This is a genomic window from Kriegella aquimaris (assembly GCF_900103215.1).
Classification (GTDB): Bacteria; Bacteroidota; Bacteroidia; order Flavobacteriales; family Flavobacteriaceae; genus Kriegella; species Kriegella aquimaris.
The window spans coordinates 104,029-120,896 of sequence record NZ_FNGV01000013.1 but is presented as its reverse complement, the minus strand read 5'-3'; the positions used below and the strand labels follow the sequence as shown (position 1 = coordinate 120,896).

At 38.8% G+C, this 16,868-nt stretch carries 10 protein-coding genes; 9 read left to right on the top strand and 1 reads right to left on the bottom strand.

The window, feature by feature from the left end:
• Nucleotides 1-80 precede the first annotated feature (80 nt).
• From BLS33_RS19570 to BLS33_RS19530, 9 genes are all read left to right on the top strand, one after another.
• Complete coding sequence (locus BLS33_RS19570; protein ID WP_176801465.1) at nucleotides 81-2,336, top strand: glycoside hydrolase family 20 zincin-like fold domain-containing protein; 2,256 nt, start codon at nucleotides 81-83, stop codon at nucleotides 2,334-2,336.
• A 222-nt stretch (nucleotides 2,337-2,558) separates the two neighbouring features.
• Nucleotides 2,559-3,992, top strand: a complete 1,434-nt coding sequence (locus BLS33_RS19565; RefSeq protein ID WP_089893733.1) for a Gfo/Idh/MocA family protein — start codon at nucleotides 2,559-2,561, stop codon at nucleotides 3,990-3,992.
• 287 nt (nucleotides 3,993-4,279) lie between these two features.
• The gene (locus tag BLS33_RS19560) at nucleotides 4,280-5,602 is read left to right on the top strand and encodes an MGH1-like glycoside hydrolase domain-containing protein (RefSeq protein ID WP_089893730.1); all 1,323 of its coding nucleotides are present in this window, start codon (nucleotides 4,280-4,282) and stop codon (nucleotides 5,600-5,602) included.
• 689 nt (nucleotides 5,603-6,291) lie between these two features.
• Nucleotides 6,292-7,035, top strand: a complete 744-nt coding sequence (locus tag BLS33_RS19555) for a carbohydrate-binding family 9-like protein (RefSeq protein WP_089893727.1) — start codon at nucleotides 6,292-6,294, stop codon at nucleotides 7,033-7,035.
• A gap of 11 nt (nucleotides 7,036-7,046) precedes the next feature.
• Entirely contained in the window at nucleotides 7,047-8,414 is a 1,368-nt protein-coding gene (locus tag BLS33_RS19550; protein ID WP_089893723.1) for an APC family permease, read from the top strand.
• A gap of 60 nt (nucleotides 8,415-8,474) precedes the next feature.
• The gene (locus tag BLS33_RS19545) at nucleotides 8,475-9,785 is read left to right on the top strand and encodes a Gfo/Idh/MocA family protein (RefSeq protein ID WP_089893720.1); all 1,311 of its coding nucleotides are present in this window, start codon (nucleotides 8,475-8,477) and stop codon (nucleotides 9,783-9,785) included.
• A 1,508-nt stretch (nucleotides 9,786-11,293) separates the two neighbouring features.
• On the top strand, nucleotides 11,294-11,872 hold the full coding sequence (locus BLS33_RS19540; RefSeq protein WP_089893717.1) for a cupin domain-containing protein: 579 nt from the start codon (nucleotides 11,294-11,296) through the stop codon (nucleotides 11,870-11,872).
• 164 nt (nucleotides 11,873-12,036) lie between these two features.
• Nucleotides 12,037-12,579 carry a hypothetical protein gene (locus BLS33_RS19535; protein WP_089893714.1) on the top strand — a complete coding sequence of 181 codons (543 nt, stop codon included), beginning with the start codon at nucleotides 12,037-12,039 and terminating at the stop codon, nucleotides 12,577-12,579.
• 596 nt (nucleotides 12,580-13,175) lie between these two features.
• Nucleotides 13,176-14,141 (top strand): hypothetical protein, encoded by a 966-nt coding sequence (locus BLS33_RS19530; RefSeq protein ID WP_176801464.1) that lies wholly within the window; start codon nucleotides 13,176-13,178, stop codon nucleotides 14,139-14,141.
• A 734-nt stretch (nucleotides 14,142-14,875) separates the two neighbouring features.
• On the opposite strand, the gene BLS33_RS19525 is transcribed toward BLS33_RS19530, so the two are convergent.
• Complete coding sequence (locus BLS33_RS19525) at nucleotides 14,876-16,855, bottom strand: DUF5060 domain-containing protein (RefSeq protein WP_176801463.1); 1,980 nt, start codon at nucleotides 16,853-16,855, stop codon at nucleotides 14,876-14,878.
• Nucleotides 16,856-16,868: the final 13 nt, after the last annotated feature.

Here is a 16,868-nt window from a genome sequence, read left to right as displayed (position 1 = left end):
TAAGATTCATTAAAATACTAATCGCTAAATCTGTTTTTATGAACGATTTTACCATTCACAATAATAAATCAATGTTATTCATGAGAAAGTTTTTAAAAAAAATTCGGCTTTGTTCAATTATCGGATACGGTTTGCTTTTGGCAGGCGCAATTGGATGCAAAGAAGAACAGACAAATACAATAACAGGGGCAGAGCTGCTTCCTGCCCCTCAAAATTTTGAAATTAAAGAGGGTAGTTTCATCGATCCGGAAGCTCTTAAAGTCATATACATCGCATCCGATACCGAGGATGCCAATTTTGCGGCCAATGAATTGAGGATGAAAATAAAGGAACTCTTTAATCACGATGTAAGTGTAGCGTTGGCCGAGTCGTATGACGACCTTTCAAGCCCGGCTATTGTTCTGGGAATTCCCTCGAAAGATAAAGGGTTCTCAAGTTATGTTTCAGAGCTCCCATCTCCGCAAAAGGATAATCGGGAAGCTTATGTTTTAGAAGCCAAGAATGATATGATTACAGTATCTGGTGGAGGCGAAGCCGGACTTTTTTATGGGGTTCAGACCCTAGGGCAGCTTTTTGAAGAAGTAAAATGGAACGAGCAAAATTTGCCCGGACTTCTAATAGAAGATTGGCCAGATATGGAAGAAAGGTGGGTGCATTACAATTATTTTTTCCATCTTGACCGCTATGAATACCTCGAGGAATCGATAAAAAAATTGGCAAAGTATAAGATAAACGGTATCGTCTTTGAATTTGAAGACAAGTTCAATTATAAATCCCATCCCTTCATAGCCGCTCCGAATTCATTTACTCCTGAACAGGTAAAGGAGCTTACCCTATTTGCAAGCAAATATAATGTTGCAATAGTACCACTGGTACAGGGGTTCGGCCATGCTGGCTATCTGCTCAAACATGATGAAATCAAGCACCTGCGGGAAGACCCTGAAAGTAACCAGTCATTTTGCCCGATGAATGAGGAAACCTATGATTTGATATTTGATCTATACAGGGAAACTATAGAAGCTACGCCAGGGGTCAAATACTTTCATTTAGGGGGTGATGAAGTTCATCACATAGGAATTTGCGACCGTTGTAAAAAGAAAATAGCTGAGGTCGGTGAACTGGGTCTGTACTTGGTTTGGTTGAACAAAGCACGCGATTTTATGGAAAAGCACGGACGGATTCCCATTTTTTGGGATGATATGCCGTTAAAGCAGGCGGGTGGAATATATAAACTTACGTATAACAAAGCCGATGAAAAATTTGATTCTATTTGGAGTAATGGTATAACACAGTTAAATAAGACAATCCACAAATTTCCAACCGATGGTGTCTTCATGAGGTGGAACTATCAACTTGGTAGGGACAAAGGAAATATTGAAATCTTGGATTGGTACAGGGAAAATAACTTCAAAACAATGGTAGCCACGGCTATTATTGGCGATTATCCCTTAATACCGAAATATGACTGGACACCAAATAATATCAAAAGCTTTGTTACCCTTGCAGCTGAGAAAGGGGCCATGGGGCAATTATGCACGGCTTGGGGAGATGATTCAGGAAACCATTCTGAAATCTATTGGTTAGGCTTTTTGGCCTCTTCTGAATATTCTTGGAGTAGTAAAAGTCCCGAGACAATTGATGCGTATTGGGAAAAGTATATCCATAGGTTTTTTGGTCCCGATACCGACGGGCTTATTCCGGCTTTTCATAATCTGTCCGAGCGGGTCGATTTTTGGGATACCGGGTTGATGAAAAAAGGGAATAAGCGTAGAAAAACGTATCAGCTTAAATCATTGCCAGACTTAGAGAATACACCTCCAGAGGGTAGCTGGGCCGAACATTTCAAACCGCTCATGGAACAGGCTGTAGCAGAGAAGACGAAATGTGCCGAAGGGACAAAAGTTATGGAAAGCAATATGCCAAATGTCAAAGCTAACGCCTATAATCTTGAGGTGTTTGCTTCGATGGGTCGTTTTATGGAAGCCTATAGTGATCTTGTACTCGCTATTGGAAAAATTGCCACTAATTGTGATAAAGCTATAGCTGCCAAAGAGAATAATCAAAATCAAGAAATGGCTGATCGACTTAAAGATATGGCGTCTATCGCCAATGATTCATGGAGTGCCTATGTTGCAAGCTATGAAGACCTTAAAAAGGTTTGGGAGGTCACACGGTATCCCAAAGGCGGCGAAGGGTATATGTTAAATCTTCAGACCAATTATCTTGCAGGGAGAACCGCAGATCTTTCATATTTGATTATAGCTGAAGAAGAAATGGATTTTCCAGGATATGCGGAAAAAATGCTGCAAATAGCGAAGCAGTATCAGGTAGACTAATCTATTGCAGGGCCAAAGGTAGGGTCGGGGGAAGGAAAAAAAGTAGGTGCCAAATTCATAGGTGCTTACGGGAAACCCTTCACGAATACACCCCCGACTGTGGTGGCCGTAGGTATTACGGACTTGTATTGCCAATTTATCCTTGAAGGCATTATACCGGGATATAGCGAAGAAAATTTTCAATAGTTGAAAAAGCTATTTTGATATAAAATTTTGAAACATATGAAAATTAACCGTAAAAATTTTTTAAAACTTGCAGGGCTGGCTGCTGTAGGAATGGTCATAAAAACAGGCAGGGCAGCTAGCAATTTACCTTTTTCGAAAAGCCATGTTCAAAAATTCAATATGCACGGGTACGGTGCGCCCAAGTTAGATAAAGTAAGGATAGGTTTTATAGGTATAGGGAGTCGTGGATCGGGGACCGTTGTACGTTTATCCAGTATTGAGGGAGTCGAAGTTAAAGCGCTGTGTGATATCGTTTCCGAAAGGATCGATTCGACAATCAAATACCTAAAAAGGGAATTTCCCAGCCAGAATCCAACCTCCTATAGTGGAGACAAAGATGACTGGAAAGAGGTTTGCAATCGTGAAGATATTGATCTAATTTATATTGCTACTCCCTGGGAGTTACACGCTCCCATTGCCGTTTATGCCATGGAGCATGGAAAGCATGTGTATACCGAACCCCCTGTTGGTATAACTCTTGAAGAATGCTGGCAGGTAGTTGAAACATCAGAGCGTACCCGAAAACATTGTTTTATGGGTTGTAGTTCTGCGCAAGACGGAATGGCGTCAGTGGTATTAAATATGGTCAGGCAAGGATTTTTTGGTGAAATCATCCATGGTGAAGGCCACTATATTCATGATAGGGTTTCAGATAATAAGGTAAGATGGGAAAGGGATAAGAAAAATAATAATTGGTTTGGTTATCGGCCTTGGCGCTTACAGGAAAATGTTAACCGAAACGGAAATCTTTATACGACACACGGTATCGCACCGGTTGCCCAAATGATGGATGTTAATTATGGAGACAAAATGGATTATATGGTCTCGATTTCCAGTAATGATTTTACCATGTCCAATAAAATGAAGGAAATGGCCGAGATCGATAATTATTACAAACCCTATGTGGGATTGAACTTTAGGGGCAATATGAATACGACAATCATACGTACCCATAAAGGACGAACCATAATGATGCAACACGACATTAGTTCTCCACGTCCGGGTCACCGCTTTGATCTGATCAGCGGAAATAAAGGTATATATAGGGCACGTCCTGACAGAATTTCTACCAGCGAAGAATGGCTCGGGCAAGAAGAATTCAATTCATTAAAAGAGCAGTACACACCTGAGATTACCAAAAAATTCGATAAGATTCGAAAAAAGGCCGGTGAGGGCCATGGGAACAGAAGTTATGAACGCGTTACAGCAAGTGATTGGCGTTTAATAGATTGCCTGAGAAATGGGCTTCCCCTTGAAATGGACGTGTATGATGCGGCCCTATATAGTGCAATAACTCCCCTCAGCGAATCGTCGGTTGCACGGCAAGGAGAATCGGTAAAAATTCCTGACTTTACGTGCGGGGCATGGAAAACCAATGAACGGGGGATGGATATTTCCCTTAAACAAGGGGGAACTACCAATTTACTTTAGTTTTAGAGGATATATTTGTTTCCGAAAGCAAGAACTTGGGGGGTTCGGGATCCTATAAGGGAGAGGCACAAAACAAAACCCTATTCATCTATATAAATAAGCGAAATTTGCACGAATAATACCTTGGCAACGCCCGTGATAGGGAATATTACAATAAAGATTATAATAGGAGTAGCTATAAATTTGAAAACTCGCGTCAAGCGGTATTTAATAATTCCTATATCATATCAAGCCTCAAATAACCTCAAGAAAGAGGACAACAGTTCAATTAACATTGAAAAAATAGAATGATTCAAAATAAAAAGCTTTTTAGACGAATTTTATTGATGGGCATACTGGCTTTTCTTTTTTGTATAAAATCCAATGCGCAGAGCTTGAGCAATAAGGGAAGTTGGGAGAAGCTAAATGAAGACGCAGCAAGTTACGGTAAGCCCGCTTGGCGTGATATGCTGGTTTATACGGCCAAACTTCACCAAAAAAGTACCCATCCTGCACGCTGGCCTTTTCAGTACGAATGGGAGGAAATTGGCCCCGGCTATAATATGTCGCCTGCCTTCGGGCACTGGGATATTATTCATCAGGCTTTGGATGAAATGCGTTCTTACCCAGAGCATGCGCTCCATCAATTGCTTAATAATATTGAAAATCAAGAACCCAGTGGAATGATACCCGGTTCTATTTGGATGTCTGGGGGAAATGCGCAGAGGAATACCACCGAGTGGAATAAGAGTACCGAAGGGCACCCTCCTGTTTGGGTGTTTGCCGTACAGGATTACATAGAATTTACCGATGATAATTCAATTTTAAAACACTTTTTTTCACCACTTGTCCGTCAGATTACCTGGTTCGAAAATAACCGAAAAGCAGAAGGGGAAGGCTTTTACTACAATGATATTCTATTGAAGAAATGGGAAAGTGGTGTTGACGAAGGGGTTCGGTTCGATCAATCTGGTATGGGCCCTTGGGCCTGTGTCGATGCTACAAGCCATATCTATGCGCTGTATAACCATGCTGTAAAATGGGGAAAGATCATGGGTATGGATACCCGAAACTTTGAGAAGCGACGCGATGAACTTCGTGCATTTATCATGAAAGACCTCTATGTAGAAAAGGAAGAAATGTTCTATGATATTTGGGCTGTAAAGAATCCTGCACAAAGACATCTGGTTTTTGAAAGTATGTGGCCTATCGTAGTGGGAGCGGCAAGTAAAGAGCAGGCTAATCAATATATCGACCGTTATCTAATGAATGAAAAACTATTTCTGACAGAGCATCCAATTGCGACCGTTGGCAAAACGGACCCCAAATTTGAAGCAAGAATGTGGCGTGGACCTGCTTGGAACAGTATGACCTATTGGGCCGCAATTGGCTGTCTTAGGTATAATCGTCCTTTAGCTGCTAAAAAGTTGCTCGAAATGGCATTGGATGACACTGCCAAACAGTTTGACCGTACCGGTACAATTTGGGAATTTTATGATTCTTTGGGAGGAAAACCGGAAAATTTGGAAAGAAAGCCCGACACCGATCAAAATAGTCCTTGCAAAGATTATTTGGGGCATAACCCGGTGATAGAAATGGCTAGAATGTATGATGGGTTAAATCATAATTAATTAGCCCATAAATGCATTATAATCAAAAGGAAATATTACGGACAACGATAGATTCGGAATCGTACGACAAATTCACAATTAAGAGTAACGTAATATACTAATACTGATACTTTTTAAAGGGAAGGGGCAGTGCCTAGTATTTTTTCCTTTGTCGATTTCGAGGGAGGCCAGGTTGTTAAAGCAAAACTCCATGTAGTCTGTTGTGAGGTTTCGGGTTTTAAAACATCAAAAAAAATATCTATATCCATTAAAATCAATAAGATAGCGCAAGTAGACTGTGTTGTATTTTTTGTTGATGTTTTCTACAATAGACAATCAAACGGGAAACATAGTTGAATTGGCGGGAAGGGTTCACTATTTCAATAGTATTTTCAGCGCAACCTTTGGTGTTGAAATATTTGTATTGGCATTATAATTATAAGTACTGGTCAAAGCACTGATCTAAGCTTAATTTAGTACACATCATAAATTGTTTTTTATCACCCAGCAAAAGAGTTGAGTTAGTTTGAGTTAGTTTTTGCTTAGTTATGAATCCCAAAGGAATACCTGCGGGATTCAGCTGGGTGTAATTAGTAGAATTCAATTAAATTCTGGCAATGTTTCGATAAGAATAAAAATTATAGGTTTTCGGTAGGGTGATATTTGTAAAAAAATTAATTAAAAGAATTAACTGAAAATTGAATTATTAAATGCTGAAATTAGATTTTCTCGTTTTTTTTGTCCCCTTAATACTTGTGTCTTGCAATGGTCTGATAAAAAATGAGATTGAGGAAAAGGAAAGATATGAAGTGGTTGGGCTAGAAAATTCCTTTGAAATTGACGGTAATTGGAATAAACCTGAATGGCAAGAAGTTAAACCATTAATAATTAACAACTTCAAGGGAGATACGCCCAAATTCAAACCGAGAACGCAAATGAAGATGGTGTATGATGCTACCAATCTATATGTTATTTTCAGGGTTGAAGACCGATATGTTCGCTGTACGACCACAGAATACAATGGGCCGGTATGGGAGGATGCCTGTGTCGAGTTTTTCTTTTCTCCGACAACAGCTTCTCCAATGGATTATTTTAACCTCGAAATAAATTGTGGGGGAACACCTCTTATGCGCTATAATGCTTCTGGTCAGAAATCTAAATCATTGCCACCTGAGGTTCTAAAAAGGATTGAAATAGCACATTCCCTACCCGAATTTATCGATCCAGAAATAGAAGAACCCACTACATGGACATTGGAATACAAACTTCCCCTAGAAGTATTATCGCAATATTCAGCTTTTGACGTGCCAAAAACGGGCACAGTTTGGTATGCAAATTTTTATAAAATTGCCGAAAACAATTCCAATCCTCATTATATAACTTGGTCACCAATTGGAGGAGTAATCCCTGATTTTCACCAACCCGAATTTTTTGGAAAACTGGAATTTAAATAAAAGAGAAACGCATGACAGGAATTTCTAAACAAACCAAGAAAAAGGAAGGCCCGAAATTGACCAGGGTTCTGGGTTTATGGGGCGTAGTATTCTATGGAATAATTTTGATACAGCCCATTGCCGCGGTTGGACTTTTCGGAATAGCGTCAAGAGATTCAAAGGGTCACATGGTACTTACCTTATTGATTGCTCTTGTGGCAATGAGTTTAACCGCGCTAAGCTATGGTCGAATGGCTTCCTTGTATCCTTCTGCAGGTTCCGCCTATACCTATGTTGGCAATGGACTTAATAAAAATTTAGGCTTTTTGGCTGGCTGGGCGATGTTTCTTGACTATTTGATCGTACCAATAATCAACACAATTTATGCATCTATTACCCTACAACGTTTAATACCTGGCATACCCTATATTGTTTGGGTTTTCTTATTTGTATTAGGAATTACACTTTTGAACCTGAGAGGTATCCGAACAACGGACAAGTCCAACAAATTCCTTTTGTTGGTAATGACGGTGGTGATCGGGGCTTTTATCGTTTTAGCTATTAAGTATATAATTGGAATTGATGGTGTGGCAGGGTTGGTATCTACCAAACCCTTCTACAATCCTGAAACATTTGATTTTGGCTCGGTGTTAACGGCTACATCTTTTGCTGTTCTTACTTATATTGGTTTTGACGGTGTTACCACACTTGCCGAAGATGTTAAGAATCCGAAGCGTAATATGCTTTTGGCTCCCGTGCTCGTGTGTTTGTTTACGGGTGTTTTCAGTATAATTCAAATATATCTTGCACAACAGGTTTGGCCTGATTATAGTACATTTCCCAATATCGAAACTGCATTTTTTGATGTTGCCCAGAGAGTTGGGGGCGATGTCCTTTTCAATGCCATGGCAGTAATTCTTTTTATTGCATGCTTCGGAAGTGGGCTAGCAGGTCAGGTTGGTGCGGCCCGATTACTTTTTGGGATGGGAAGAGATGGTGTACTGCCCAAAAAAATGTTCTCATATTTAAGTGTCAAAAGTAATACACCGGTCTATAATATTATTTTTATGGGGGTGCTTACTTTTATTGGTTCAATTTTTCTTGGCTATCAAAGTGCTGCAGAATTATTGAATTTTGGGGCTTTTCTTGCTTTCATGGGTGTGAATGTCGCTGCGTTTAGGCAATTCTACTTTCTTCGCCCAAAAGGGGAGAAGAGAAAATTTGGTGTTGACGCCGTGCTACCCTTATTAGGTTTTCTGGTCTGTTTTGCGATTTGGATCAATTTGCCGTCTATGGCGATGATAATGGGCGGTATTTGGTTTGCCGTCGGTCTGGTGTATCTGATCGTAAGGGTGCGTTTTCTGAAGGTGAAAAGCGAAATGGATTTTACGGACGTATGATGCCCCTGCATGGAGATTGGGGAACAAGGAGGCAGCGATAAATTTTAAAATACAGAAATTATGGAGAAAGAGATTACGGATAACGGGCGAAGAAATTTTGTAAAATCGGGGGCTTCGGCACTTGCCGGAGGGGCGTTGCTGAGCAGTTTTCCCATGAGCGCGTTTCATATAAGCGGTAAAAGGGAATTAAGGATTGGACTTGTGGGTTGCGGCAATAGAGGCAAAGGTGCCGCCCACGAGGCACTTAAGACTTCCGGGATGGTCAAGTTGGTGGCATTAGGAGATGTTTTCGAGGATCGACTCAATAGTGCTTATGAGAACTTGAAAAATACATATGGAGATCAAGTGGAAGTACCGGATTCTAGAAAGTTTATGGGTTTTGATGCCTACCAGAAGGTAATCGCAAATTGCGATGTGGTGCTGTTGGCCACACCACCACCGTTTCGCCCTCTCCATTTAGAAGCCGCTGTGAAAGCAGATAAACATGTTTTTATTGAGAAACCCTTGTTTGTCGATATTCCCGGATATCATAAAGTAATGGATGCTAACGAACTGGCAAAACAAAGAGATCTGAGTCTGGTTGTTGGCCTTCAATCGCGCTATGAAACGGGTTATCAGCTAATGAAGGAAAAATTTGAAGAAGGTATCATTGGAGACATCACTTCTTTAAATGTCTATTATAATGTGGGTGCACCCAAGATTTACCCGCGCACGCCCGACCAGACCGAGATGCAGTACCAGATGCGTAACTGGCGTTATTTTACATGGTTGTGGGGAGGTCAATTGGCAGGTCAGACGATTCACCCCATAGATTTAATGAACTGGTTCATGAACGATTACCCTATTGTGGCCAAGGGATTGGGGGGAAGGCAGACCTTCAATGGTCCTGATCAAGGGAATACCTATGACCATCATTATGCCGAATTTGATTATCCCAATAAGATTAAGCTGCACGTTCAGTCCACCAATATGAACAATACGTGGAACAGGGTAGGGTTCCATGTTCAAGGTTCAAAAGGCTATGCAGATGAAAAATTTAGGATTTATGATGCCAAAGGAGAATTGATTTGGGCACACCGAGATAAGGATGAGATGATTGGGCCTTCCCAAAAATGCCAATCTGATTTTATTAATTCGGTAATTAACAACAAACCTCTGAACCAGTTGGATTATGGCGCGAAATCTACTTTGACTACCATTATAGGTAGAATGGCCATCCACTCCGGGAAAATAATCACGGTCGAAGAGGCCCTGAAATCCAACAGGAGTATTCTGCCAAAGGAATTCAGCTGGGATGCGGATATGCCCTCGGCCCCCGGCCCCGACGGCAACTATAGTATCCCTATTCCAGGTAAGGTTAAAGTGCTATAAATTAATATGGAAAGCGGATTAAAAGAGTAATGGGTGTTAAAACAATTATCATTATACTATTGCAACTTGTTTCTCAAATCAGAAGGTAGAAACCATAAAAGTCAGTATGTGCCATTAAAAGGATACGTATTTATATTCAACACCAAAGAGGCCTGACGGGGTGGTGCGCTATTATTCAGAGCGCTTGAACCATCCGCTTGTTGTGACCGTTGATAAGAACTAGTACCTTTCGAATTTCCAAGAAAATATCAAAACTCTGAACTTCAAAAAAAATATAGGAATCTGGATTTATTTTAAGCTGAAAGAACAATGAGCAAGTAACAATGAATTGAAAAAATACAATGCAGATAATCTAAGTAGTTCTTTACGAAACAAAAATATAACTAGAGCTATACGGTAAAACAAGCAAGTCTGGATGGAAACAGCTGCGAAGTATATTAACTATAGACTAAGGGGAATGGGGTTCCAACTGAAGAAGAAGTGTTTTGGGCTTTTGTCACCATTAAGAAGCGTTACAGGCTTTAATTGGAGAGTGAAATAAAAAAAGAGGTGTTCTGTGCCTAGTCATCAATTTAGTAGAATTTTTGAGTTTACCATATCACATTTGAACGTATTTGGCATTTATTCCTTAATTTTATGATGTAAATAACACAAAATCAATACGTTCTTAAGCTACTATTTAGACCAAGTGTACATATAGGGATTAGGTTTAGATAAGTACGATTAAAATACTGATAGTCAATTATTTGTAACGATACGTGGCTGGCTGCCACCCCGACTTGAAAATTAGAGGTTTATGAATTAATTTTTATAGACCTCTTTTTTATTTGCACTCAATTCGCACTCCAATACTGGTTTTGAATGGTCTTATGTGAATTATTTTTTATTTCAAAAAAAAATTGGTCCTACTATTCCGGCCTTACACTTAGGATTTAGTGCCGCAAGGTGTGGGATTACTAGTCCCTCCGCCTGTACAACGAGCAAAAGCTGACTTTAAGGAGTCTGCTTTTTTATTTCAGGTACAACATAGGTGCAACAAATAAGATTTTCAAGAATAGTTTATAAAATCTGAAGAATACATGCCTGACTAGTTTACAATGACTGGAATCAAGCCTTTCGAAAATTTGGGATGTTTTTGATTCTATAGTAATCAAAAAGAACTTAAGTCGATAATTGTTCTCTATTAATGAGAACTTTTTTGTTAGAAGTTGCAATGTAACATTGACGTTCACTTCCTGTTATCTAAGATGCAAATCAAATAGTCATTGGTCAGGACAAAAATTTTCTATATTTAGCACAGCTTTTTGATTTTGAACTATCCAATGAAGACATGATGCTATTATATTCATTGAATGAAGTAAAGCGTGTTGTTCCAAACTCAAATGATTTTGACTTTTAATATTATTCCCTGTGTATAGAATTTAATACAATGATGAATAATCTAAGTCTCTTATTAAAGAATTATAGCAGTGATTTAGCTTGATTAATCCCAAAAAAGAAAAGTCAACATGAACCGTAAAAAATTTATAACAACCACCGGGCAGATTGGTCTGGCCATTTTTCTACCAATAAATATCTGGCCCATGGACAAAGAACCCCAGCAATTGCTTTTTGAAGATGACGGTAAAATACCAAACAGCAAATATCCGCTTATTCTTTATAAAAACGCATTTAAGGAAAGGTCGAACAGCGGTGCTACATGGTTAGAGAAAAGGTTTTCCGAAAATAATTGGACAAATTCCTGGCGAAATGGAATTTACCCATTTCACCACTATCATAGCACTTCACATGAAGTTTTAGGCATCTACTCAGGTAGTGCATTGGTCCATTTCGGAGGTGAAAAAGGCGAAAAAGTAAATGTTGAAGCTGGGGATATTGTAATTATCCCTGCTGGTGTAGGGCATAAGAAATTGGGAAGTAAAAATTTAGGGGTGGTTGGCGCCTATCCTGATGGGCGCAGTTGGGATTTAAATAAAGGGGAACCAGGAGAGCGACCAAAAGCTGATAAAAATATTGCCTCCTTACCCATACCTGTTGCCGATCCACTTTTAGGTATGACCGATGGGCTAAAGAAAATCTGGGTTTAAGAAAAAGTAGCGATCAAAAGCGCAAGTATTCAAATTGAAAACTAAAGTTGAGAATTGCTCGTTTCTATTGAAATTATGGCAATCGAGAAAACTACCGGATAAAAAGTCTGAACCAGCAATTATTAGTCAAAAGAAAAATCTATAAAAATTATTAAATAAAAGAAATGAAACTAAATAAAATAATTATACTATTAGTTTTGGGAGGATTAATATCGAATTCATGTAAAACAAAAAGTGAGGAAAAGATTGAAAATTCAAGTGCGATAAAAACTACTAAAATAGTATATAGTGCGTTGCACGACTTTGAATATGAATCAAATGAAAATAGCGTCCCATTTTATAGGGATAGTGCTCGAAATGCGCTGGCAATAAATGCAGTAGAATTTAAAAATAAGTTTTCATCTGCATTTGTCAAATTTACTGGAGAAGGCGGAATGTATGATATAAAATTCACGAGCCTTAAAGAGTTAGACGGAGAATCAACATATGTAATATCGGTTGATGAAGAGCAAATAGGAAAGTTTCAAAACCCTGATACTGAGGTGGATTATGAAATTAACACACATTTGTTAAAGAATATAAAATTAGAAAAAGATCAGCATATTGAAATTAAATTCAATAGTCATTCGAATGATAAAATACCCGAGGGAGATGGGTTTGCTTATTCAAGGGGAAGGTGGACAGAAATAGAGTTCAATAAAAAATAATTCGTTTTTACTATTTAAAAGCTTCGCTAACAAATCACCCAAATCGTAATACCATAAATCAGTATTAAACAGAAATTTTTATATTTTTTCAATTATTACGCCAACTGACAAATTGCATTAATTTATTATATGTGGTTTTTCGTATTAATTGTATATAGATTAATAACCAGTACTGCAACTTTTTCAAAATGTCAGTTCAATTTTTGAAAATAGTGATCCTCCCCAAATTTTTATTCAAAAACTGATAGCATTGTACTAGATGGTTTATTGGATGAAAGTACTTGGTTAAAAGCAAGCAAAAATTCAAAATTTAGCCAATTTTTCCCCACAGATGTTATACCTATCCATCGGCGAAACTGAAATCTATATAAGTTGATGATGATCATTTTTATATTGCTGCAATGCTATTCTGTTGGAAATAATTTTAGGTTAGAGTCATTATAAAAGACTACAATATTAGCTCAAGAATAATTTATATCAAGTTAGAGTAATTCGTAGTGCAACTTGTATAAAAATCAGTTTCTATTTACGTTTATTTTCGTTATTCTTGTATTTATTTGTTTTTTAATACAAAAACAAAAAATATCGATACTGTTATGATAAAGTTACTTATCTCAACGCTTAGTTTGATAATACTAAGTTTTCAGTTGCTAATTGCACAAAATCAGAGTATAAGTGAACCTATTGCAGGAATGGGATATTCTCCATATCCTGATAAAGTGGTAGTAACTAAAGTTGAACATTTTGACAATATGTGCTGGAAGATTGCTGCTGCTGGAGGAACATGGTATTTCGAAAATGGAGAAACCGATGGAAAATCAGGGTTTAACAGTGCTTTTGATCTTGCAGGAAACGACTGGATTGGCAACGATGCAGATAGGGGATATAATAAATCTTCAAGTGAAGGTGGAAAACATGAATACCGTGGCTGGCCTAATTTCGGAGAAGGCAATTTTAATCATCCTCAAAGAGAAAGCAACTCCACATCGAGATGGGTTGACGAGAATGGTCGAGATGTTCAATTCAAAGGTAAACTAGAAGGTGATCATCTGATTATGAGAAGTTCTAACGAAACCTATGAATTAGAGTATCACTTCTTTCCTTCGCATTGTGCAATCAAAATAATAAAGGCCGATGATAAGTATGCATTTCTTTATGAAGGACCTGTAGGAGGGGAACAAGAAGCTGTTATTGCCAAAGACTACTACGTTTTAAAAGACGGTGTTCATAGAGAATTGAAGACCGGAGGGTTGGGGTACCTCGAACCGGAACTCGGAAATAAATTTCCTTCCCCATTCTTTTACTTGGCGGATAGTGACCCAAAAGACAAACAAGTTTTTTATGCAGGAGTTAAAAACGTTGGTCCTGAAACGGCCGGTGACGAAGGTTGGAGACAAGGACTGAATATGGTAATTTTTAGTTTTGGAAGAGATGAAGACAAAAGGGCATATACAGGTACCGATGCTGTTTGTGTTTTTGGTTTTTACAAAAAAGGCTCTCATAAGCAAACATCCAAATTTATAGAATCACGACTGAAGAATCCATTTAAAGCAATAAAATAGGTCGGTCAATGAAACTGATTGGCACCTTTTATCATGAAAATATGGAATAGAAGAGCAATTCTAGAGATCCTCCATTAGTCTGAAAAGCTGAATATTATACAACAATGGGTCCTACCGGGAATGCTTAAATTAATAGTTGATTTTAAATTATTTGAACAATCAGCAAAACTTAAATAAGATATATTACGAAATCAAGTATCGGCATCAACAGTGTATAAATTTTCTGTTTACTTCTGTCTGTGCAGGTACGTTATTGACTTGTACTAACAACTCAAAACAATCCAATACTGATCAAAATAGTGAAGGTGATGGGCAAGTGATAGTCTCGGGTGAACTGCAAAAATGACATAAAATCATTCTTGATATTGCCGAACCCTTCGCTCAAGAAAAGGGGACTGATCTTAATCCGTTTACCGACTATCGTTATGAGGTAACCTTCATGCACAAATCTGGTGTGCCTACCTACACATTACCTGGGTATTTTGCGCTGATGGAAATGCGGCAGAATCATTATTCCTATAACAAATAATGATTGAAAAGCATCATGAATTACCCTTATCCAAAATTTTGACAACGGAAAACATAGGAAATCCGTAATTAAGCAAAATAAGAATATGATGAGACTTCTTATTTACCTAGAATTACGGATTTTCAAACTAACTCAACTTAATTTTTTAATTAGGTCTTTTAGATATGCTTCCTATTATTTTTTAGCGTCAATAAACACTCATCTTTTACTGTTTTTTAACTAATATGACCCAATCATCTCTTTCTTCAGCTTCTACAGGCGGTATACCAAGTGAAACATTGCTTGGACCGCTTACCTTAACAACGCGTCCTTGCTGAGCTACAGGAGATTTTACGTTTGGTACTGCCGAAAGTACGCTTGCAGGCTTTCTTGAATATGTAACAGGTAATTTTTTCTGAACTCTTCCCCTTTGCAATTCTCCACCTGTGCGTGGGTTGTACCAATGCACAGTATAAGTATCTTTACTATCCTTTAGATCAAGGGTTGCCGCGCCTCCATCAGGAAGATATATCACATAAACCTCACCAGGTGCAGCAAAGACAAAGTCTTTTTCACTGCGCGTTAGCTTGTTTGCATTCTGCATTCTCCAAAAAGGAATTTTGTTTCCTTTATAAAAATCCATTGCATTTCTGGTATAATCGTATAAGGCATCCCTACTTCGCCATTCTTCGGCAACAATATCATTCTGCTCTTCTCTATATCCGAAATACCACTCGATTCCGGCACCCCCGGCCGCAATGGTTCCCCAATAGACAGCTCGTGCATCGTCTTGATTATAATTATCATCCCAATCATCGGTACTCGCACCTAATCCAGCACTGCCGGGTTCGTCAAGTGAAACAACCCATTTTCTACCCGCTTTGCTTGCATTTTCCACCAAGAGTTGAACATTTTCAAAATTATTCCAAGGGCGCATATTGCTTGTTTGTACAGATGCACCTTCTATATACTCAAATCCCTCTAATGGACCGTATACCTCACTATAGCGATTGGGGTAACTATGAATGACCACTGGATGGTGATAAGGGTCAATTGAATGGATGTACTTGGCATCTGCTTTTGCGATATCCATCTCAGTATCTTTTAGCTCTTGGAACAGGTCATGTTCTTCAGCAAGATTCCAGTTGAGGGCATGATGATGTCCAAAACGAGCCACTAGTTCCCGATAATACAATTTGCGATTAGACCCGAGGTAGCCACCGTCTAACAACTGATCATTTTCCGTTTCATGGGTTTTAAAATGTAAAAACAAACCCTTTTGATCGGCGTGAGAAAAGATAATTTCCCATTGCGCCAATTTCGAAACATCATATCGGGAAAGCTCTTTGTGATTTATCCATGGCCAGACATTCTTACCATCTCCGCCTGCCGACATTGTTAGGAATGAAAAAGCATTCATCCCTTTTTCCGAAAGATAATTCAATCCACCAATTAGACCCTTGCCTTTATCACCTTGCCAAACGGGATCCCCTTCATTCCAGTCCTTAATATGAGCGGTATAATTTTTAATGGGAAAAGCACCACGACGATCTTTGTGTTGCGTACTACCCCACAAAAGTTCATCACCATAGGAATGAGTGGAAGGTTTCGTTTGAGAGTAGGTACCGTCAAAATCTGCGTACGCAAGCAGCGTTTCAGGAGCATCCGCACCACCTTTCATGAACCATTCTCCATTTTCAAAACGGAGATAATTTTCACCAACATATCGAAGTATGCCCTTGCCACGGTGGTCCCTCCCGCTTTTATCTGTTGCAGCAATATGTATTGTATCTGTCGCACCATCAAAAGCTACTGATTTACCGGCCGTGTTGCTCAAATTCACTGAAATATCCTCTCCCATGCGAAAAGAAGCTATATAAGTCCAAGACCCAGTTCTGTCAGGTGTAAAGTGAACACGCCACTTATTCCCAGAGATTGCACTTGATTCAGCTGCATTTCCATCGGCAGCAAAATAGCCCGGTACGACATATGCTGACTCCCCACTTTCATGACGGAATGTAACGTTCAATCTATAACCCAAAAATGGATTGTAAGCATCTATTTCACTTACCTCTGGACCGTCAAACGTAATAACGATTGGATGCCATTTTTTTAATTCTCCATCAATTGAAACATTAGATTGAGCGAACAAAAAATCTGCTTGAATTACTAGTGCTAATACTATTGGTAGTGTTAACTTATTCATATTCATAGTTTTA

What these genes read in the sequence shown, in the direction of transcription:
- BLS33_RS19570 (WP_176801465.1), top strand. Translation starts at nt 81, where the DNA reads ATGAGAAAGTTTTTAAAAAAAATTCGGCTTTGTTCAATTATCGGATAC.
- BLS33_RS19565 (WP_089893733.1), top strand. Translation starts at nt 2,559, where the DNA reads ATGAAAATTAACCGTAAAAATTTTTTAAAACTTGCAGGGCTGGCTGCT.
- BLS33_RS19560 (WP_089893730.1), top strand. Translation starts at nt 4,280, where the DNA reads ATGATTCAAAATAAAAAGCTTTTTAGACGAATTTTATTGATGGGCATA.
- BLS33_RS19555 (WP_089893727.1), top strand. Translation starts at nt 6,292, where the DNA reads ATGCTGAAATTAGATTTTCTCGTTTTTTTTGTCCCCTTAATACTTGTG.
- BLS33_RS19550 (WP_089893723.1), top strand. Translation starts at nt 7,047, where the DNA reads ATGACAGGAATTTCTAAACAAACCAAGAAAAAGGAAGGCCCGAAATTG.
- BLS33_RS19545 (WP_089893720.1), top strand. Translation starts at nt 8,475, where the DNA reads ATGGAGAAAGAGATTACGGATAACGGGCGAAGAAATTTTGTAAAATCG.
- BLS33_RS19540 (WP_089893717.1), top strand. Translation starts at nt 11,294, where the DNA reads ATGAACCGTAAAAAATTTATAACAACCACCGGGCAGATTGGTCTGGCC.
- BLS33_RS19535 (WP_089893714.1), top strand. Translation starts at nt 12,037, where the DNA reads ATGAAACTAAATAAAATAATTATACTATTAGTTTTGGGAGGATTAATA.
- BLS33_RS19530 (WP_176801464.1), top strand. Translation starts at nt 13,176, where the DNA reads ATGATAAAGTTACTTATCTCAACGCTTAGTTTGATAATACTAAGTTTT.
- BLS33_RS19525 (WP_176801463.1), bottom strand. Translation starts at nt 16,855, where the DNA reads ATGAATAAGTTAACACTACCAATAGTATTAGCACTAGTAATTCAAGCA.